At 72.6% G+C, this 19,269-nt stretch carries 15 protein-coding genes and 2 pseudogenes; 6 read left to right on the top strand and 11 right to left on the bottom strand.

Annotated elements, in window-relative coordinates; genetic code table 11:
* The 3 genes and pseudogenes from ACIQU3_RS32195 to ACIQU3_RS32185 form a co-directional block, all read right to left on the bottom strand.
* Complete coding sequence (locus ACIQU3_RS32195) at window positions 1-2,130, bottom strand: 3-hydroxyacyl-CoA dehydrogenase NAD-binding domain-containing protein (RefSeq protein ID WP_403741303.1); 2,130 nt, start codon at window positions 2,128-2,130, stop codon at window positions 1-3.
* Window positions 2,127-3,344 (bottom strand): thiolase family protein, encoded by a 1,218-nt coding sequence (locus ACIQU3_RS32190; protein WP_403741300.1) that lies wholly within the window; start codon window positions 3,342-3,344, stop codon window positions 2,127-2,129. Before ACIQU3_RS32190 ends, ACIQU3_RS32195 begins: the two co-directional genes overlap by 4 nt.
* A 209-nt stretch (window positions 3,345-3,553) precedes the next feature.
* Window positions 3,554-4,013 (bottom strand): annotated as a pseudogene (locus ACIQU3_RS32185) (hypothetical protein); the annotation flags it as partial.
* 49 nt (window positions 4,014-4,062) lie between these two features.
* On the opposite strand from ACIQU3_RS32185, the pseudogene ACIQU3_RS32180 reads away from it, so the two are divergent.
* Window positions 4,063-4,188 (top strand): annotated as a pseudogene (locus tag ACIQU3_RS32180) (carbohydrate ABC transporter permease); the annotation flags it as partial.
* Between the two features lie 84 nt (window positions 4,189-4,272).
* Here ACIQU3_RS32180 and ACIQU3_RS32175 read toward each other — a convergent pair.
* The 3 genes from ACIQU3_RS32175 to ACIQU3_RS32165 all read right to left on the bottom strand — a co-directional run bounded on the left by ACIQU3_RS32175 (window position 4,273) and on the right by ACIQU3_RS32165 (window position 7,425).
* Window positions 4,273-5,562, bottom strand: coding sequence for a ribonuclease D (locus ACIQU3_RS32175; RefSeq protein WP_403741296.1), 1,290 nt, complete (start codon window positions 5,560-5,562; stop codon window positions 4,273-4,275).
* 183 nt (window positions 5,563-5,745) lie between these two features.
* A complete protein-coding gene (locus ACIQU3_RS32170) occupies window positions 5,746-6,408 on the bottom strand; it encodes a response regulator transcription factor (RefSeq protein ID WP_003993737.1) in 663 nt (220 codons plus the stop codon).
* Between the two features lie 342 nt (window positions 6,409-6,750).
* Window positions 6,751-7,425 (bottom strand): DUF3000 domain-containing protein, encoded by a 675-nt coding sequence (locus tag ACIQU3_RS32165; protein WP_403741289.1) that lies wholly within the window; start codon window positions 7,423-7,425, stop codon window positions 6,751-6,753.
* Window positions 7,426-7,527: 102 nt separating this feature from the next.
* Between ACIQU3_RS32165 and hemE the strand changes: the two genes are divergently transcribed.
* Both hemE and ACIQU3_RS32155 read left to right on the top strand, forming a co-directional pair.
* Window positions 7,528-8,595, top strand: a complete 1,068-nt coding sequence (gene hemE / locus ACIQU3_RS32160) for a uroporphyrinogen decarboxylase (RefSeq protein ID WP_403741286.1) — start codon at window positions 7,528-7,530, stop codon at window positions 8,593-8,595.
* Between the two features lie 113 nt (window positions 8,596-8,708).
* Window positions 8,709-9,041, top strand: coding sequence for a hypothetical protein (locus ACIQU3_RS32155; RefSeq protein WP_403741283.1), 333 nt, complete (start codon window positions 8,709-8,711; stop codon window positions 9,039-9,041).
* 154 nt (window positions 9,042-9,195) lie between these two features.
* Here ACIQU3_RS32155 and ACIQU3_RS32150 read toward each other — a convergent pair whose 3' ends face one another.
* Entirely contained in the window at window positions 9,196-10,623 is a 1,428-nt protein-coding gene (locus tag ACIQU3_RS32150; protein WP_403929115.1) for an FAD-dependent oxidoreductase, read from the bottom strand.
* A gap of 27 nt (window positions 10,624-10,650) precedes the next feature.
* Entirely contained in the window at window positions 10,651-11,643 is a 993-nt protein-coding gene (locus ACIQU3_RS32145; protein ID WP_403929112.1) for a DUF4349 domain-containing protein, read from the bottom strand.
* Window positions 11,644-11,802: 159 nt separating this feature from the next.
* On the opposite strand from ACIQU3_RS32145, the gene hemG reads away from it, so the two are divergent.
* Window positions 11,803-13,248 (top strand): protoporphyrinogen oxidase, encoded by a 1,446-nt coding sequence (gene hemG / locus ACIQU3_RS32140; protein ID WP_403741272.1) that lies wholly within the window; start codon window positions 11,803-11,805, stop codon window positions 13,246-13,248.
* 5 nt (window positions 13,249-13,253) lie between these two features.
* Window positions 13,254-13,997, top strand: a complete 744-nt coding sequence (hemQ, locus tag ACIQU3_RS32135; protein WP_403929109.1) for a hydrogen peroxide-dependent heme synthase — start codon at window positions 13,254-13,256, stop codon at window positions 13,995-13,997.
* 24 nt (window positions 13,998-14,021) lie between these two features.
* On the opposite strand, the gene ACIQU3_RS32130 is transcribed toward hemQ, so the two are convergent.
* The 3 genes from ACIQU3_RS32130 to ACIQU3_RS32120 all read right to left on the bottom strand — a co-directional run bounded on the left by ACIQU3_RS32130 (window position 14,022) and on the right by ACIQU3_RS32120 (window position 17,402).
* Entirely contained in the window at window positions 14,022-15,659 is a 1,638-nt protein-coding gene (locus tag ACIQU3_RS32130; protein WP_403929106.1) for an alpha/beta hydrolase, read from the bottom strand.
* A gap of 116 nt (window positions 15,660-15,775) precedes the next feature.
* Window positions 15,776-16,546 carry a TIGR04222 domain-containing membrane protein gene (locus ACIQU3_RS32125; RefSeq protein WP_403929103.1) on the bottom strand — a complete coding sequence of 257 codons (771 nt, stop codon included), beginning with the start codon at window positions 16,544-16,546 and terminating at the stop codon, window positions 15,776-15,778.
* 85 nt (window positions 16,547-16,631) lie between these two features.
* Entirely contained in the window at window positions 16,632-17,402 is a 771-nt protein-coding gene (locus ACIQU3_RS32120) for a DUF4142 domain-containing protein (protein WP_403929100.1), read from the bottom strand.
* A gap of 385 nt (window positions 17,403-17,787) precedes the next feature.
* Here ACIQU3_RS32120 and ACIQU3_RS32115 point away from each other — a divergent pair, with 385 nt between their 5' ends.
* Window positions 17,788-19,254, top strand: a complete 1,467-nt coding sequence (locus tag ACIQU3_RS32115; RefSeq protein WP_403929098.1) for an aldehyde dehydrogenase family protein — start codon at window positions 17,788-17,790, stop codon at window positions 19,252-19,254.
* Window positions 19,255-19,269: the final 15 nt, after the last annotated feature.

Below are 19,269 nucleotides of genomic sequence, written 5' to 3'. Positions count from 1 at the left end.
TTACGCCGGGACGCTCGCGACGCCCTGCGCCAGGAACCTCTTGCCGTTCACGCGCTCGGAGACACCCTCGCGGTCCAGGTACGGCGTGATGCCGCCCAGGTGGAAGGGCCAGCCGGCGCCCGTGATGAGGCACAGGTCGATGTCCTGGGCCTCGGCGACGACGCCCTCCTCGAGCATGATGCCGATCTCCTGCGCCACCGCGTCGAGCACGCGGTCGCGGACCTGCTCCTCCGTCAGGACGGTGTCGCCCTGCTTCAGTAGCGCGGCGACCTCGGGGTCCAACTCCGGCTTGCCGGAGTCGTAGACGTAGAAGCCGCGCTTGCCGGCCTTGACGACCGCCGCGAGGTTCGGGGAGACCGTGAAGCGGTCCGGGAAGGCCCGGTTGAGGGTCTCCGAGACGTGCAGACCGATCGCGGGGCCGACCAGCTCCAGCAGCACCAGCGGCGACATCGGCAGACCGAGCGGCTCCACGGCCTTCTCGGCGACCTCGACCGGCGTGCCCTCGTCGATGACGTTCTGGATCTCGCCCATGAAGCGGGTCAGGATGCGGTTCACGACGAACGCCGGGGCGTCCTTGGTGAGGACCGCGGTCTTCTTCAGCTTCTTGGCGACGGCGAAGGCCGTGGCCAGCGAGGCGTCGTCGGTCTTCTCGCCGCGCACGATCTCCAGCAGTGGCAGGACGGCGACCGGGTTGAAGAAGTGGAAGCCGACGACCCGCTCGGGGTGCTTCAGCTTCGACGCCATCTCGGAGACCGACAGCGAGGAGGTGTTGGTGGCGAAGATGGCGTGCGCCGGGGCGACCGCCTCGACCTCCGCGAACACCTGCTGCTTGACGCCGATCTCCTCGAAGACCGCCTCGATGACGAAGTCGGCGTCCGAGAAGCCCTCGGCCTTGTCCAGCACACCGGACACCAGCGCCTTGAGGCGGTTGGCCTTGTCCTGGTTGATGCGGCCCTTGCCGAGCAGCTTGTCGATCTCGGCGTGGACGTAGCCCACACCCTTGTCGACGCGCTCCTGGTCGATGTCGGTCAGCACGACCGGCACCTCCAGGCGGCGCAGGAACAGCAGCGCGAGCTGGCTGGCCATCAGACCGGCGCCGACGACACCGACCTTGGTGACCGGGCGGGCCAGGTTCTTGTCCGGGGCGCCGGCCGGGCGCTTGCCGCGCTTCTGCACCAGGTTGAAGGCGTAGATGCCGGAGCGCAGTTCGCCGCCCATGATGAGGTCGGCGAGGGCCTTGTCCTCGGCGTCGTAGCCCTGCTGGAGGTCGCCGTTCTTGGCGGCGGCGATGATGTCCAGGGCGCGGTAGGCGGCCGGGGCGGCGCCGTGCACCTTGGAGTCCGCGATGAAGCGGCCCTTGGCGACGGCCTGGTCCCAGGCCTCGCCGCGGTCGATGACCGGGCGCTCGATCTCCAGCTCGCCCTTGAGGACGGCAGCGGTCCAGATCAGCGACTGCTCCAGGAAGTCCGCGCCCTCGAAGATCGCGTCGGCGATCCCGAGCTCGAAGACCTGCTTGCCCTTGAGCTGCTTGTTCTGGTTGAGGCTGTTCTCGATGATCACCGAGACGGCCTTCTCGGGGCCGATCAGGTTCGGCAGCAGGGCGCAGCCGCCCCAGCCCGGGACCAGACCGAGGAAGACCTCGGGCAGCGAGAACGCCGGCAGGGCGGCGGAGACGGTGCGGTAGGTGCAGTGCAGACCGACCTCGACACCGCCGCCCATCGCGGCGCCGTTGTAGTACGCGAAGGTCGGCACGGCCAGCTTCGACAGCCGCTTGAAGACCTCGTGGCCGCCCTTGCCGATGGCGAGGGCGTGCTCGTACTCCTTGAGGATCTCCACGCCCTTGAGGTCGGCGCCGACCGCGAAGATGAACGGCTTGCCGGTGAGGCCGACGCCGACGATCTCGCCGTCCGCGGCCTCCTTCTCGACCTGGTCGATCGCGGCGTCGAGGTTCGCCAGCGAGGCCGGGCCGAAGGTGGTCGGCTTGGTGTGGTCGTGGCCGTTGTCCAGGGTGATCAGGGCGAAACGGCCCGCACCCAGCGGCAGGTCGAAGTGGCGTACGTGCGCACTCGTGACGACCTCGTCCGGGAACAGTTCGGAAGCCTGCTTCAGAAGCTCGGCGGTGGTGCTCACTTGTCCCCCTCGAAGTGCGGGTTCTCCCAGATGACCGTCGCGCCCATGCCGAAGCCGACGCACATGGTGGTCAGGCCGTAGCGGACGTGCGGCTGCTCCTCGAACTGGCGGGCCAGCTGCGTCATCAGACGGACGCCGGAGGAGGCCAGCGGGTGGCCGAAGGCGATGGCGCCGCCGTACTGGTTGACGCGCTCGTCGTCGTCGGCGATGCCGTAGTGGTCCAGGAACGCCAGGACCTGGACGGCGAAGGCCTCGTTGATCTCGAACAGGCCGATGTCGGAGATCGACAGACCCGCCTGGGCCAGCGCCTTCTCCGTCGCCGGGATCGGGCCGTAGCCCATGACCTCCGGCTCGACGCCCGCGAAGGAGTAGGAGACCAGACGCATCTTCACGGGGAGGTCGTGCTCCCGCGCGAAGTCCTCGGAGGCGATGAGCGAAGCGGTGGCGCCGTCGTTCAGGCCGGCCGCGTTGCCGGCGGTGACCCGGCCGTGGACGCGGAACGGGGTCTTCAGGCCCTGGAGGTTCTCCAGGGTCGTGCCCGGGCGCATCGGCTCGTCGGCGGTGACCAGGCCCCAGCCCGTCTCACCGGCCTCGGGGGAGGTGCGGCGTACCGACACCGGCACCAGGTCGGCCTGGATCTTGCCGTTGGCGTACGCCTTGGCGGCCTTCTCCTGGGAGCGCACGGCGTACTCGTCGGCGCGCTGCTTGGTGATCTGCGGGTACCGGTCGTGCAGGTTCTCCGCGGTCATGCCCATGAAGAGGGCGGACTCGTCGACCAGCTTCTCCGAGACGAACCGCGGGTTCGGGTCCACGCCCTCGCCCATGGGGTGGCGGCCCATGTGCTCGACACCGCCCGCGATGGCGATGTCGTAGGCGCCGAAGGCCACGGAACCGGCGACCGAGGTGACGGCGGTCAGGGCGCCGGCGCACATGCGGTCGATGGAGTAGCCCGGCACGGACTGGGGGAGACCGGCGAGGATCCCGGCGGTGCGGCCGATGGTCAGGCCCTGGTCACCGATCTGTGTGGTCGCGGCGATGGCGACCTCGTCGATCTTCTTCGGGTCGAGTCCGGGGTTGCGGCGCAGCAGCTCCCGGATCGCCTTCACGACGAGGTCGTCGGCGCGGGTCTCGTGGTAGATGCCCTTCGGGCCCGCCTTGCCGAACGGGGTGCGGACGCCGTCGACGAAGACGACGTCCCTGACGGTACGAGGCACGATGGCTCTCCTCCAGGGTCAGGATCTGCATTGCTGCTGCGATGCGCTGAGCGCGCGCTCAGGCTCATGCTACTTATGGGTAACGTAGCTGCACAGCCCTGGCAGGCGGAGCGGTGAAGGTCACATCTCCTCTCCGGGTGGTGCGGTGCCCTCAGGGGCGCGGGGAACGGCGCGACCAGCGACAACGCACCCGCACCCCCGTACGGCGCTCACCGAGGCGGCGCAGTGGACCCCCGAGGCGTCAGCACAGGGGTCGGCAACCGGGTGTGATCCGCCCTCACCCCCGGTGATCACCGGGAACAAGGTCCTGGTCACTCCGCTCCGAACCCGTGCACGTCATGGCTCATCGCCGAAAGCGTCGGATACGTCAGCCGGCACAGCTGCGAGTCGTCCCAGGCCGGCAGCGACACGGAAGTCGACGAGGATCGACCCGCCGATCTGCCGTGCTCGCCACCACGCCTCCTGGACGCCCACCTCCACGTCCATGTTCCGCACCAGTCGCAGCAGCAGCGAGCTGGAGTGCTCGGCCTGCACGCTCTGCACGCCGGACACGAACTCCAGGTACCAGGGTTCGAGCCCCAGGGCCCGGGCCGGCCGGCACCCCGTCAGTCCCACCACATCCACGCGCGATCCGGCCAAGGTCCGAGCGGTGAGGCTCGGCGCCCAGCCGGCTCGGCACCGCGGAGTCGGCGAACACCTCCCTGGCCGCCGTCTCCGGCCGTTCGGAGCCCACGGGGAGACCATCTCGGCAGGAGCGATTCTCGTGATACTCCCGACGCTGATCGTCTTCCTGTGCCTCCAGCGCTACATCTACAACGGCTTCACCCGAGGTGCCACGAAGTAGACGCCCCTCCGGGGCGCGGGGAGCTGCGCCACAAGCCGAAGTCCACCCGCAGCCGCCGTACGCCGCGAGGCCCAGCGGCGGCCGCTAGGCCTCCTTGGCGGACAGCGCCTTCACGAGAACCGGCGTCACCTGCTCCACCTGCCAGGGCCGCGCACCATGCCCGGCCAGCGCCGCCGCGACGGACTCCGCGTCCACCACCGCCGGGGGCTCCCAGCACACCCGTCGCACCGTGTCCGGGGTGATCAGGTTCTCCTGCGGCATGTTCAGCTGCTCGGCCAGCGCCGTCACCCCGGCCCGTGCCGCGGACAGCCGTGCCGCGGCCGTGGGGTCCTTGTCGGCCCAGGCGCGCGGCGGCGGAGGGCCGGCCACCGGCTGCCCCGGCTGCGGCAACTGCGCCTCGCTCAGCGCCTTCGCCCGGTCCACCGCCGCCTGCCACTGATCCAGCTGCCGCTTGCCCACACGGTGGCCGAAACCGTTCAGCCCGGCCAGCGCGTGCACATTGGCCGGAAGTGCCAGCGCGGCCTCGACGATGGCCGCGTCCCCGAGCACCTTGCCCGGCGAGACGTCCCGCCGCTGCGCGATCCGGTCCCGGGTCTGCCACAGCTCCCGTACGACGGCCAGCTGCCGCCGCCGGCGCACCTTGTGCATGCCGGACGTACGCCGCCACGGGTCCTTGCGGGGCTCGGGCGGGGGAGCCGAGGCGATCGCGTCGAACTCCTGGCGGGCCCATTCGAGCTTGCCCTGCCGGTCCAGCTCCTTCTCCAGCGCGTCGCGCAGGTCGACGAGCAGCTCGACGTCCAGGGCCGCGTAGCGCAGCCAGGGCTCGGGCAGGGGCCGGGTCGACCAGTCGACCGCGGAGTGGCCCTTCTCCAGGACGAAGCCCAGCACACTCTCGACCATCGCGCCGAGGCCGACCCGGGGGAACCCGGCGAGCCGGCCGGCCAGCTCGGTGTCGAACAGGCGGGTGGGCACCATGCCTATCTCGCGCAGGCAGGGCAGGTCCTGGGTGGCGGCGTGCAGCACCCACTCGACACCCGACAGGGCGTCACCGAGGGCGGACAGGTCGGGGCAGGCCACGGGGTCGATCAGGGCCGTCCCGGCGCCCTCGCGGCGCAGCTGGACGAGGTAGGCGCGCTGCCCGTAGCGGTAGCCGGACGCACGCTCGGCATCCACGGCGACGGGCCCGGACCCCGCCTCGAAGGCGGCGATCATCCGGGCCAGGGCGGTCTGGTCCGCGATGACGGGCGGAATGCCCTCACGCGGCTCCAGCAGAGGGGTCGGCGCCTCCGTAACAGAAGATCCGCCGTCGTCCGGAGGGGCGCCTCCGGTGGTTCGCAGTGAGCTGTCTGCTGCGGTGTCGTGGGCGTCGGTCACCTGTCAAGGGTATCCATGTATGGACAGCGCCCGCCGACGGAACGTTCCGTCGGCGGGCGCCCGGGGGTCGCAAACCAGTCATGTCGGGGAAGCGGCGGGTTCACGAACCGTGAGTGACGTGAACGGGGCCGGCGGCCGGTCCCGCGTCACGTGAGGGAAGGGTCACGAGGGGTCGGGGGCGGGTCAGTGGATGATCCCGGTCCGCAGCGCCACCGCGACCATGCCGGCGCGGTCGCCCGTGCCGAGCTTGCGGGCGATGCGGGCGAGGTGGCTCTTGACGGTCAGGGCGGACAGGCCCATCGAGACGCCGATCGCCTTGTTCGACTGGCCTTCCGCGACCAGTCGCAGCACCTCGACCTCACGGCCGGACAGTTCGCGGTAGCCGCCCGGGTGGCTCGGGGCACCCGGGGGGCGGCGGTGCAGTCGTGCGGCGGCGGCGCCGATGGGGGCGGCACCCGGCCGGGTGGGGAGCCCGACGTTGGTGCGGGTGCCGGTGACGACGTAACCCTTCACGCCGCCGGCGAGTGCGTTGCGCACGGCGCCGATGTCGTCGGCGGCGGAGAGGGCGAGCCCGTTGGGCCAGCCCGCCGCGCGGGTCTCCGACAGCAGCGTGAGGCCGGAGCCATCCGGCAGGTGGACGTCTGCGACACAGATGTCGCGGGGGTTGCCGATGCGGGGACGAGCCTCCGCGATGGACGAGGCCTCGATGACGTCGCGCACACCGAGCGCCCACAGGTGGCGGGTGACGGTGGAGCGGACGCGCGGGTCGGCCACGACCACCATGGCGGTCGGCTTGTTCGGGCGGTAGGCGACCAGGCTTGCGGGCTGCTCGAGGAGAACGGACACCAGGCCTCCTGGGGTGCGGACGGGGCCGGCTCGTGGGGGGTGAAGCCGGGACGAACCGTGCTTTCAAGGTCACAGTCGTCTTCGGCACCGAATCCGTCCGCCTTTAGAGAATGATCACGATTCGGTGATAACAATCCGTGCAATTCGGACACGCGGTCGATCATTCGAAGGCCGGACGGTTTCGGTCTGCGTCGGTACGCGGTCGAAAGTGGCCGTATCGACAAAGTGATTCGGCCAAGAGGGGTACTGAGGTGTGATCGTCGACGGGACATGGTTGACCGCCCCGCACAAGGTCGATCAGTGCGGGGCGGTCAGAGGTCGATCGGGCAGGTCAGGGGGCGGTCAGCGGGACTGCGGGCCCCGTCGCTGCGGCAGCGTCACCACCGACGCGTCTCCGGGGACGGCCGGGGGCAGCCCCGCGATCTGGGCGAGCAGATCGCACCATGCCGCCAGGTGCGCCGCCGTGTCCGGGACGCCGCCCAGACCCTCCCGCGGCGTCCACGACGCGCGGATCTCGATCTGCGAGGCGGCCGGGCGAGCCGACAGCCCGCCGAAGTAGTGGGAGCTCGCCCGCGTGACGGTGCCGCTCGGCTCCCCACCGGTCAGCCCCCGCGCCTGGAGCGCGCCCGTCAGCCAGGTCCAGCACACCTCGGGCAGCAGGGGATCCGCCGCCATCTCCGGCTCCAGCTCCGCGCGCACCAGCGTCACCAGCCGGAACGTGCCCCGCCAGGCGTCGTGCCCGGCCGGGTCGTGCAGCAGCACCAGCCGACCGTCGGCCAGGTCCTGGTCGCCGTCGACGACCGCCGCCTCCAACGCGTAGCTGTGAGGAGCGAGCCGCCTCGGCGGGGGCGTCGGCTCGACCTCGATCTGGGGCCGCAGCCGCGCCGCCTTGAGCGCGTCGACGGCGGCCCGGAAGGGCAGCGGGGCGGAGTCCGCCTCCCGCCGGTCGTTCTCGGTGTCCTTCGCTTCGTCCATTCCGCCAGCGCCGTCCGACAGTCGTCCCTGAGCCGCAGCCATGCGGGAAGATTACGGGGACCCGAGCCCGCGTGCGGGGCTAGACACCCCGCGCCTCTCCAGGGGCTGAATCACGCCGTTCCACGCCGTGCGAAACTTGGCCCCGTGAGTGCCAACGACGCCCCTCGGGCCCAGCAGCCGTCCGCCACGTACGACTCCGCCTTCCTCAAGGCCTGCCGGCGCGAGCCCGTACCGCACACACCGGTGTGGTTCATGCGACAGGCCGGGCGCTCACTGCCGGAGTACCGCAAGGTGCGCGAGGGCATCCCGATGCTCGAGTCCTGCATGCGGCCCGAGCTGGTCACCGAGATCACGCTCCAGCCGGTGCGCCGGCACGGCGTGGACGCGGCGATCTACTTCAGCGACATCGTCGTCCCGCTCAAGGCCATCGGCATCGACCTCGACATCAAGCCCGGCGTCGGCCCGGTCGTCGAGCGCCCCGTCCGCACCCGCGCGGACCTCGCGCAGCTGCGCGACCTGACCCCCGAGGACGTCTCCTACGTCACGGAGGCCATCGGCCTGCTCACCCGCGAGCTCGGTGCCACGCCCCTCATCGGCTTCGCCGGCGCCCCCTTCACCCTCGCCAGCTACCTCGTCGAGGGCGGCCCCTCGCGCACGTACGAGAACGCCAAGGCGATGATGTACGGCGACCCGGAGCTCTGGGCCGACCTGCTGGACCGCCTTTCGGACATCACCGCAGCGTTCCTGAAGGTGCAGATCGAGGCGGGCGCCTCGGCGGTCCAGCTGTTCGACTCCTGGGCCGGTGCGCTGGCCCCCGTCGACTACCGCCGCTCGGTGCTGCCCGCCTCGGCGAAGGTCTTCGAGGCGGTCGCCGGGTACGGCGTCCCGCGCATCCACTTCGGCGTCGGCACCGGCGAGCTGCTGGGTCTCATGGGCGAGGCCGGCGCGGACGTCGTCGGCGTCGACTGGCGCGTCCCGATGGACGAGGCCGCACGCCGGGTCGGCCCCGGCAAGGCACTCCAGGGCAACCTCGACCCGACGGTGCTGTTCGCCCCGACGGAGGCCGTCGAGGCGAAGACCCGCGAGGTCCTGGACTCGGCGAAGGACCTCGAGGGTCACGTCTTCAACCTGGGCCACGGCGTCATGCCGTCCACGGACCCGGACGCCCTCACGCGGCTGGTCGAGCACGTGCACACGCTGACCGCAAGCTGACGCGGGCCCGATCGGCCGGTTCGGTGAACGCGGCCGCACGGGCGTGCGTATGTGTCGGCAACCGCCCGCGGCGCGGGGAAGGCGGGTCGCGGGGCCGACGTGAGGAACAGGCGATGAACGACCGAGCTACTCCCGCCATGCACGCACTGCCCGACGGTGAGGCGGAGCTGACGCTGGTGGTGCGGCTGCCCTGGGAGGACGTGGCCCGCCTGGGCCAGGAGGCGGGGCGGCTGGCGACCCAGTTGCGGCGGCCCGTGACGCTGGAGGAGGCCGTGAGTCACCGGTTGCGGTCGACCCGGGTGGCCACGCACGCGAAGCCGGCGGGGGAGCAGCCGCCGGCGGTGACGGCCGCTCCGGCGTCGGTGTCGTCGTTGCCGTCGCGGCCGCCGGCGGAGCAGGCGCGGCAGGCGATCGACCGGATCAACGGTACGGCGGGGACGGCGTAGGCCGTTTCGCCGCAGGGGTGCGGGTGCGTGGTGGCTCGTCGCGCCCACGCGGCGGAGCCGCACATTGACACAGCCCCGCGCCCCTGAGGGCGCGGCACCGCCCTGCCCCACAAAGGCGCCCCGCCCGGCCCTGAGGGCGTGGCCCCGCCCTGCCTCACAACGAACCGCGCACCTTAGCCGACGCCTTGCGGGCCGCTACCAGGACCGGGTCCCAGACCGGGGAGAACGGCGGGGCGTAGCCGAGGTCCAGGGCCGTCATCTGTTCCGCCGTCATGCCCGCCGTGAGGGCGACCGCCGCGATGTCGACCCGCTTGCCCGCGCCCTCCCGGCCGACGATCTGGACGCCGAGGACGCGGCCCGTGCGGTGCTCGGCGAGCATCTTGACCGTCATCGGGGAGGCGTTCGGGTAGTAGCCCGCCCGGCTGGTCGACTCGATGGTGACCGACTCGAAGCGCAGGCCCACCCGGTGGGCGTCCTTCTCCCGCAGACCCGTGCGGGCGATCTCCAGGTCGCAGACCTTGCTGACCGCCGTGCCGACCACGCCCGGGAAGGTCGCGTAGTCGCCGCCGACGTTGGTCCCGATGACCTGGCCGTGCTTGTTGGCGTGGGTGCCGAGCGGGATGTGCCGCTCCTGTCCCGAGACCAGATCGAGGACCTCGACGCAGTCGCCGCCGGCCCAGATGTTCTCCCGGCCGCGCACGCGCATCGAGCGGTCCGTGAGGAGACCGCCGTGCGCGCCGAGGGGAAGGCCGGCGGCCTTCGCGAGGGCCGTCTCGGGGCGCACGCCGATGCCCAGCACGACGACGTCCGCGGGGAATTCGCGCTCCGCCGTGACCACGGCCCGCACCCGCCCTCCCCCGAGCTCTCGGCTTCGCCCGAGCAGGGAGGTGCCCCCATCACCGGTCATGATCTTCGTGACCTCGGCGTCGTTCACCATCGTGATGCCCAGGCCCTCCATGGCGTCGTGCACCAGGCGGCCCATGTCGGGGTCGAGGGTCGACATGGGCTCGCTGCCGCGGTTGACGACCGTCACCTCGTAGCCGCGCTTGATGAGCGCCTCGGCCATCTCCACGCCGATGTAACCGGCCCCGACGATCACCGCGCGGCGGCCCCGCGTGCGTTCCAGCGTGTCGAGGAGCGCCTGACCGTCGTCCAGGGTCTGCACCCCGTGCACCCCGGCCGCGTCGGCCCCGGGCATGTCCGGCCGGATCGGGCGGGCGCCGGTCGCGATCACGAGCTTGTCGTACGACGTCCAGGACTCCTCGCCGGTCTCCAGGTCACGCGCGCGTACCCGCTGCCCGTCGGGGTCGAGTTCCGTGACCTCGGTGCGCAGCCGCAGGTCGATGTCGCGGGCGCGGTGCTCCTCGGGCGTGCGGGCGATGAGCCGGTCCCGGTCGGTGACGTCGCCGCCGACCCAGTAGGGGATGCCGCACGCCGAGTACGACGTGAAGTGACCCCGTTCGAACGCCACGATCTCCAGCTCGTCGGGGCCCTTCAGACGGCGCGCCTGGGACGCCGCGGACATGCCCGCGGCGTCACCGCCGATGACGACCAGTCGCTCCCGTGTACGCCTCATGTTCATGCGAACACGCTACGGGAGCAGGGCATTTCAGTCCCGCTGCCCCGGCGTTCCCGGCTGCGTGGACTCCGGCGCCGGCCGGGCCGTGGGCAGCGGGCCCGGCGCGGTCGCGGTGGGCGCGGGGTGGCGCGGCAGCCGGGGGCGTACGACGCGCAGCCAGAGCCAGACGATCAGCGCGGCCACCGCCGCGAACGGCAGGACGGCGCCGACGACCACGGTGAGCCAGCGCAGCATCGTCACGAAGGCGTCCCAGCCGCCCGCGAGCGCGTCCACGAAGCCCGGGTCGTCGTCCTTCGTCTCCTTCTTCACCGGGGTCTCGGACAGCGACAGCGTGACGGTGGCCAGGCTGGTGCGGTCCTTCAGGGACTTCTGCCGGGCGATCAGCGCCTCCAGGTCGGCCTGGCGGGTGCTCAGTTCGCCCTCCAGGGTGACCACGTCACTGAGCTTGGTGGCCTGGTCCATCAGCTCGCGGATCCGGGCCACGCTGGCGCGCTGCGTCTTGATCCGGCTCTCCACGTCCACGACCTGGTCGGTGACGTCCTCGGCCTTCGCGCTGCGGTCGAGGAGCTTGCCGGCACCCTCCAGGGCGTCCAGGACCGAGTCGTACTTCTCGACGGGCACGCGCAGCACGACCCGGGTGCGCTCATGGCCCTCGGCGTCGCGGGTGGTGGTCTCGTCGCCGACGTAGCCGCCCGCGTTCTCCACCCCGGTGCGGGCCTGCTCCAGGGCCTGCGGGACGTCCTTGACCTGCACGGTCAGGGAGGCCGTGCGGATGATGTGGGCCGGGGTGAGCTTCGGCGGCGCCGTGGCCCTGGCGCCGTTTCCGGTGCCGCCGGGGGCGGCTTCGCCCGAGACGCCCTTGCCGTCCGCCCCGCGGTCGGCGGCGGAGCCGCTGCCACCCGACGCGTCGTCCCCGGCGCTGCACCCCGTCAGGGCGAGGGCGGCCGACAGCAGCAGCGCGGCCAGGGCCGGGGCGGTGTGTCGTACGGATCGTGTGGATCGTCGCGATCGTCGTGTGCGCATGCGGGCATCCCCCCGGAGGTCGATTCTGCTCACGCTTCTTCGACGCCCGGACGGTGCCGATCGTTTGGCCCGGGACGGTTCCGATGCGGTCACGGTCGGGACTCGTGCAGGACACCGGGGTGCGGCGGCACCGCCGGTGGGGTCTGAGAGGCTGGGGGCATGCGTGAAGCACAAGGGCGGGTCGTCGTCATCGGGGCGGGTATCGCGGGACTGGCCGCCGCGCACCGGCTGCTGGACCGCGGGGCGCGGGTGACCGTACTGGAGGCGTCCGGCCGGACCGGCGGCAAGCTGCTGCCCGGGGAGGTCGCGGGCGCACGGGTGGACCTCGGCGCCGAGTCGATGCTGGCCCGCCGCCCCGAGGCGGTGGCACTCGCCCGCGAGGTGGGCCTCGCCGACCGTCTCCAGCCCCCGGCCACGGCGACGGCCTCGCTGTGGACCCGCGGCGCCCTGCGCCCCTTCCCCAAGGGGCATGTGATGGGCGTGCCCGGCGCCGCGTCCGCCCTGGCCGGTGTGGTGTCCGAGGAGGGCCTCGCCCGCATCGAGCGGGACGCCGAACTGCCCCGCACCGAGGTCGGCGACGACGTGGCGGTCGGGGAGTACGTCGCGCGGCGCCTCGGCCGCGAGGTCGTCGACCGTCTGCTGGAGCCCATGCTGGGCGGGGTGTACGCGGGGGACGCGTACCGCATCTCCATGCGTTCGGCCGTCCCGCAGCTCTTCCAGGTGGCCCGCACCCACACCTCGCTGACCGAAGGGGTCCGGGAGCTCCAGGCCAGGGCGGCGGCGGCCGGGCAGACCGGCCCGGTGTTCATGGGTGTCCGGGGCGGCATCGGCACCCTGCCCCTCGCGGTGGCGGACTCGGTCCTCGCCCGCGGGGGCGAGATCCTCACACGGACACCGGTGACGGGACTGCGCCGCACCCCGGACGGCGGCTGGCAGGTCGCCTCCGGCGACCGCGAGTGGCTCGCGGACGCCGTGGTCGTCGCCGCCCCCGCGCCCGCCGCGGCCCGGCTGCTGCGCGCCGAGTGCCCCGGGGCCGCCGCGGAGCTCGACGGCGTCGAGTACGCGTCCATGGCCCTGGTCACCCTCGCCTACCGCCGCGGTGGGACGGACCTGCCCGAGGGCAGCGGCTTCCTCGTGCCGCCGGTCGACGGACACACCATCAAGGCGTCCACCTTCGCCTCGCAGAAGTGGGGCTGGATCGCCGACGAGAACCCCGACCTGGTCGTCCTGCGCACCTCCGTCGGGCGGTACGGCGAGACGGAGATCCTCCGGCGCGACGACAGCGACCTGGTGGACGTCTCCCGGCACGATCTGAAGGCGGCGACCGGCCTCGACGCCGTCCCCGTCGCCACCCGCGTCACCCGCTGGGACGACGGCCTGCCCCAGTACCCGGTCGGCCACCACGCGCGCGTGGCCCGCGTCCGGGAGCACGTCGCCCGCCTGCCCGGCCTCGCCGTGTGCGGCGCCGCGTACGACGGCGTCGGCATCCCCGCCTGCATCGCGAGCGCCTACGCCGCCGTCGACCAGATCCACGGTGACCTGCGGGGTGTGCAGGAGCTCACCGCCCACCCGGTGCAGAGTCTGCACGGCGGAGCGGGAGAATGAGAGGCATGAGTGACGACGCCTCCACCACGGCCTCCAGCGCCGGGCCCGACCGCATCCCGAACAAGGGCAAGCTGGCCAAGGACCTCAACGAGGTCATCCGCTACACGCTCTGGTGCGTCTTCAAGCTGAAGGACGTCCTCCCCGAGGACCGCACCGGGTACGCCGACGAGGTCCAGGAGCTGTTCGACCAGCTCGCCGCCAAGGACGTGACGGTCCGCGGCACGTACGACGTCTCGGGCCTGCGCGCCGACGCCGACCTCATGATCTGGTGGCACGCGGAGACCAGCGACGCGCTGCAGGATGCGTACAACCTCTTCCGCCGGACGAAGCTGGGCCGCGCCCTGGAGCCCGTCTGGTCGAACATGGCGCTGCACCGCCCCGCCGAGTTCAACCGCTCGCACATCCCGGCGTTCCTCGCCGACGAGACGCCCCGCGACTACGTGAGTGTCTACCCGTTCGTGCGCTCCTACGACTGGTACCTGCTGCCCGACGAGGACCGCCGCCGCATGCTCGCCGACCACGGCAAGATGGCCCGCGGCTACCCGGACGTGCGCGCCAACACCGTCGCCTCGTTCTCCCTCGGCGACTACGAGTGGATCCTCGCCTTCGAGGCCGACGAGCTGTACCGCATCGTCGACCTCATGCGTCACCTGCGCGCATCGGAGGCCCGGATGCACGTCCGCGAGGAGGTGCCGTTCTACACGGGCCGCCGCAAGGACGTCGCCGAGCTGGTTGCCTCGCTGGCCTGATGCTGGTCGCCTCGCCGGCCTGATTCAGCGGACGCTTCTGTGCGCCACGGCCCCGGCCTCGTCCGGGGCCGCCGGTGTAGGCCAGGTGGGCGGGGCGGTGGGTTTCGGCTCGGTGTGGGGGGCGCACTCCGCGCGCCGTCCCGGCAGGCGCCCCTCCAGCAGATACGCCTCCACATGGCCGTTGACGCAGGCGTTCGGGCCGCCCGCGAGCCCGTGGGCGCCGGCGTCCCGCTCCGTCACCAGGGCCGAGCCCGCGAGACGGTCGTGGAGTGCGAGGGCGCCGTCGTACGGGGTGGCGGCGTCCCGCTCGGCGGCCAGGATCAGCGTCGGCGGCAGCTCACCCGGCGCGGCGCCGACGTCGAGCGGCCGCTGCCGGGGCGCCGGCCAGTAGGCGCACGGCAGGTTCGTCCACGCGTTGTCCCAGGTCGCGAAGGGCGCCACCCGTGCGAGCCGGGCGTTGTCCCGGTCCCACACCGTCCAGTCCGTGGGCCAGGGGGCGTCGTTGCACTCGACGGCCAGGTACACCGCGCGTGAGTTCTCCGCCTCGGCCGCCGCCTCCGGATGCTGCTCCGCCTGCTCGATCAGGGGCTTCGGGTCGCCCGCGAGGTACGCCGACAGGGCGTGCGCGCGGTGCGGCCACAGGTCGTCGTAGTACGCGGCCTGAAGCAACGCCCGCTGCAACTGGCCCGGCCCGACCTTCCCGCCCGCGGGCTCGGCGGCCAGGCGCGCGCTCGCCCGCCGGTAGCCGCGCAGCACCTCGCGCGCGGTGGCGCCCAGCCCGTACACGTCGTCGTGGCGGGCGATCCACGCCCGGAAGTCCGCCCAGCGCCGTTCGAACGCCGCCGACTGGGCGAGGTTGTTGCGGTACCAGATCCGCCCGGGGCCGGGGTGGACGACCGAGTCGAACACCATCCGCCGCACGTGCGCCGGGAACAGCGTCGCGTACAGGGCCCCGAAGTACGTTCCGTACGACGAGCCCATGAAGGTCAGCCGCTCCTCGCCGAGCGCGGCGCGCAGGACGTCGAGGTCGCGGGCGTTGTTGAGGGAGTGGTAGTGCCGCAGCGCGTCGCCGGCCCGCTCGGCGCAGCCGCGCGCGTACGCCTTCGCCCGCGCGATGCGTTCCCTCTTGTACGAGGCGGAGGGCCGGGCCGGCGCCTGCGAGGGCCCCTTGAAGAACTGCTTCGGGTCCTCGCAGGAGAGCGGCGCCGAGCGGCCGACACCGCGCGGCGCGTAGCCGACGAGGTCGTACGCCGCCGCGATGCGCTTCCACTCGGGCAGCAGGCCGATCAGCGGGAAGTACAGGCCGTCGGCACCGGGGCCGCCCGGGTTGTGGACGAGGGCGCCCTGCCGGAGGACCTTGTGGCCGCCGCCCCGGGGGTCTTTCCGCGTCGCCAGGGCCCTGCTGACGGAGAGTTCGATCTGCTCGCCGTCCGGCCGGGCGTAGTCCAGGGGGACGCGCACCGTGCCGCACCGCATGCTGCCGGGCAGGTCCTGCGCGTCGGGGCAGGGGCCGAAGTCGACGCCGGCCGCCTTCGCCCGGGCGGCCGCCACGGCCGTGCCGCGCCGCTCCGCCGCACCCGCCGGGTCCGCGGTGGCCGGGGCCCCGGCGAGGGTGCTCAGCAGCAAGGACCCTGCGGCCGAGTAGAGGAGAGCGGCTCTCATGCGTATCCCTTCGGTGCACGGTGGCGACGAAAGGGATGTTTCGTACGGGGAGAGGGGAAGGCAAGCACCGTCCGCCGGTGTCGGCGCCGTGCCCCCCGGTGCGCCCCCGGCGTGCGTCAGTCGCCTGGCTCGCGATGCGCGAACGCGGCGCGCAGGTCCGGTTCGCCGATCGCGCCGACACCGCGCACGGCCACCGAGGTGAGGAAGGTGCGGTCGTCGGCGGTGCCGTCCGCGGTGCGGGTCAGCGCACCGAGCATCTGCTGGCCGGCCGGGGAGGCCCAGCGTGAGTAGGGGTGGATCTCGATCCGCGCGACGGCCAGGCAGCTCAGGGCCAGGGTGAGCGGCAGCGCGAACCACAGGGCGACCAGATGCCGCGGCATGTCCGGCGGAGCGGGCGTCAGCAGGGCGGCCAGGCCCAGCCCGAGGACGGCGACCGCGGCGGCACGGACCTGGCGGACGGCCGTCGCGACCGTCGTACGGGCGCTGTCCGGCACCGCGAGCCCGGCGCGCACCAGCCCGTCGGCGATCCCGCGCACCGCGTCCGCCGCGGCGGCCGTGGACCGCACCGGCGCGATCCGGGACTGCCCCTCGGGGCCGATGGCCCCGATCACCGACCGTTCCATGTCGTCCCGCCCGCGCGGGTCGACGACCGTCGCCCAGCCGGTGTGGGCGAGGAGCAGCCGACGCTGACGGGCCATGGCGACCAGCGTCACGTCGGCGACCCGGCGGGGGCCGCCGGAGAGGAACGCCGCCTCGTACAGCGTGAGTTCACGACCCCGGCCGGTCTGCGCCGCCACGGCCGCGGCGCGGACGGCGGCCAGGCACAGACGCGTGCACGCCGTGCCGGCCACGGCCCAGGCCGCCAGCAGGAAAAGAACCCAGAGCATATGTTGTTTGTATGTGACACGGTCCCGAAAACACCATGCCTCGTTCACGATCCGGACGGAGTGTTGTCGGTATGTGACGTTCCGTTCAGTCCGGCGGCGGCCTGTAGGCGGGCGGCGGAAGCGTGTAGTCCGACGAGGACGGCGACGGAGACGGCGGCGACGAGGGCGGTGAAGAGGGGGGAACGGCGAGTCCGGGGGCGGCCGCGGGGTGAGTGGAGCCGGCGGTCAGGTCACGGGCCACGGCGTCGAAGTCGACCTCACCCGTGGCCTCCAGGACCTTGATGTGGTCGAGGACGGTCGTGTTGGCGTCATCGGCGAGTTCGCGCACCAGGGAGTTGCGGGTACTCGCGCGGACCTGGGCGACGACCGGGAACACCGTGCCGTGGGCCACCCGCAGGATGGTGGCGAACTCGCGGTCGTACTCCGTGCCCCGCGCCCGCTCGAGCCGGTCCAGCCACTGCCTCTGCTGTGCGCTGGGCTCGTCGGGCAGGTCGAGGTCCAGCCGGGCTGCGACGCCGCGGACCCGCTCGTCCAGGAACCGGTGCCCCTCGACGAGGTGCCGGCCCGCCGTCCGGACGGCCGGTGTGGTCCCCTTCGACTGCGCCTGCCGCCCCGCGGGCAGCTCCCACAGCCCGGCCAGTCTGACCTTCGTGAGGAAATCCTGGTCGAGCGCGGAGAGCGGGCCGTAGCTCGTCTGCAGGGTCTGGGCGCTCAGTACGTTCGGGGCCGTCCCCGGCTGGTCCGGGTACGACCAGATCGGGAAGGCCAGCGCGGCGAGCGTCGCCGTCAGGCATATGACGATGAGCCCGGTGCCGCTGAAGATGCCTCGGCCCTTGACGGGGGGTCGCGGTCGCATGGTGGTGCCTCCTGGTACGGCACCGCACGCTAGTGCGCTTCGGGTGCGCGGGTGACATGTTACTTCCGGGTCTACGTCAACGGCCGTACGGGGACGAATGACTGTTTCGGGGGCTGTCGGGGACGAATGCGGGACATCTGCCGGGTGTCATGTCAGTGCGAACAGGTGTGAATCCCCCGGAGGCTTCCTGGTTCGTGTGCGGGGTTGTCGGTCCCGGCACACTTCGGTGCGCACGCCCGGGCCCGTGCGACTAGCCCAGCCGGGTCCTAGGGGCAGGCCGGACACCGCCGCGGCGGTGTGGCCCGTGGCCGCCGCACGCCCGATGGGCCATGTTGCTGGTCGTCGAGCCGATCGGGCTCCGGCCGGACGCGAAGGAGGCCCCGCGGTGGGTGATCTGTACATCGACGGCGAGTGGACGCAGGCGGCGGCCGGCGGCCGCCGCGACGTGGTCAACCCCTACGACGCCTCGGTCGTCACCACCGTCGACGAGGCCGACGCCGCCGATGTCGACCGCGCCGTGCGCGCAGCCCGGCGCGCCTTCGCCGAGGAGGACTGGGCGAACGCCCCCTCCCGCAGCCGCGCCGACCTGCTGCTGCGCGTCCACGACCTGCTGCTGCGCGACCGCGAGGACATCGCCCGTACCGAGACGCTCGACACCGGCAAGACGCTCGCCGAGGCGCGGATCGACGTGGAGGACGTGGCGAACGCCTTCCGCTACTTCGCCGAACTCGCGGGCAAGGACGGCGGCCGGGTCGTCGACGTCGGCCCGGACGTCCTCAGCCGCGTCGTCTACCAGCCGGTCGGCGTGTGCGCGCTCATCGCCCCCTGGAACTACCCGCTGCTGCAGGCCTCCTGGAAGGTCGCCCCGGCCCTGGCCGCCGGCAACACCTTCGTCCTGAAGCCCAGCGAGACCACACCCCTCACCACGATCACCATGATCCGGCTCATCGAGGAGGCCGGCGCACCGCCCGGCGTCGCCAACCTGGTGCTGGGATCCGGGGCGACCGTCGGCGCCGCACTGACCGGCCACCCCGACGTCGACCTGGTCTCCTTCACCGGCGGTCTGAACACCGGCCGGGCCATCATGGCCGCCGCCGCCGGGGGCCCGCGCAACATCGCGCTGGAACTGGGCGGCAAGAACCCCAACATCGTCTTCGCCGACGCCGATTTCGACGCCGCCGTCGACTACGCCCTCGACGCCGCCTTCCTGCACTCCGGGCAGGTCTGCTCGGCCGGATCGCGTCTGCTGGTCGAGGACTCCCTGCACGACCGGTTCGTCGAGGCCTACGCCGAGCGCGCCCGGGCGATCCGGCTCGGCAACGGCCTGGAGGAGGGCACCGAGAGCGGCCCGCTCAGCTCCGCCGAGCACCGTGAGAAGGTCGAGGGTTACATCGCCCTCGGCAAGGAGGAGGGCGCCCGGCTCGTCACCGGCGGCACCCGCCCCGACGACCCGGCCCTCAGTCGCGGGTTCTTCCTGCTGCCGACGATCTTCGCCGACTGTGACCGGTCCATGCGGATCGTCCAGGAGGAGGTCTTCGGCCCGGTCGTCACCGTCGAGCGCTTCCGCACCGAGGACGAGGCGGTGGAACTGGCCAACGACACCCGCTACGGGCTGGCCGGCGGTGTGTGGACCTCGGATGCGAGCCGCGCCCAGCGCGTCGCCCTGCGGCTGCGGCACGGCACCGTGTGGATCAACGACTTCCACCCCTATGTACCCCAGGCCGAGTGGGGCGGCTTCGGCCGCTCCGGCGTCGGACGCGAGCTCGGCCCCACGGGTCTGCGCGAGTACCAGGAGGCCAAGCACATCTACCAGAACCTCGCCCCCGCCCCCTCCGGCTGGTTCAAGGGCTGACCCGTGCGGAAGCAC

The organism is Streptomyces sp. NPDC101110 (assembly GCF_044759525.1).
Taxonomy (GTDB): domain Bacteria; phylum Actinomycetota; class Actinomycetes; order Streptomycetales; family Streptomycetaceae; genus Streptomyces.
The sequence above is the reverse complement of the archived record's forward strand: the minus strand, read 5'-3'. Positions and strand labels throughout refer to the sequence as shown.

Excerpts from the sequence above, each read along its gene's own strand:
- ACIQU3_RS32145 (WP_403929112.1), bottom strand. The coding sequence starts at position 11,643 with ATGCGCACACGACGATCGCGACGATCCACACGATCCGTACGACACACC.
- ACIQU3_RS32125 (WP_403929103.1), bottom strand. The coding sequence starts at position 16,546 with ATGCTCTGGGTTCTTTTCCTGCTGGCGGCCTGGGCCGTGGCCGGCACG.
- ACIQU3_RS32130 (WP_403929106.1), bottom strand. The coding sequence starts at position 15,659 with ATGAGAGCCGCTCTCCTCTACTCGGCCGCAGGGTCCTTGCTGCTGAGC.
- ACIQU3_RS32165 (WP_403741289.1), bottom strand. The coding sequence starts at position 7,425 with ATGGCTGCGGCTCAGGGACGACTGTCGGACGGCGCTGGCGGAATGGAC.
- hemG (WP_403741272.1), top strand. The coding sequence starts at position 11,803 with ATGCGTGAAGCACAAGGGCGGGTCGTCGTCATCGGGGCGGGTATCGCG.
- ACIQU3_RS32120 (WP_403929100.1), bottom strand. The coding sequence starts at position 17,402 with ATGCGACCGCGACCCCCCGTCAAGGGCCGAGGCATCTTCAGCGGCACC.
- ACIQU3_RS32150 (WP_403929115.1), bottom strand. The coding sequence starts at position 10,623 with ATGAACATGAGGCGTACACGGGAGCGACTGGTCGTCATCGGCGGTGAC.
- hemQ (WP_403929109.1), top strand. The coding sequence starts at position 13,254 with ATGAGTGACGACGCCTCCACCACGGCCTCCAGCGCCGGGCCCGACCGC.
- ACIQU3_RS32155 (WP_403741283.1), top strand. The coding sequence starts at position 8,709 with ATGAACGACCGAGCTACTCCCGCCATGCACGCACTGCCCGACGGTGAG.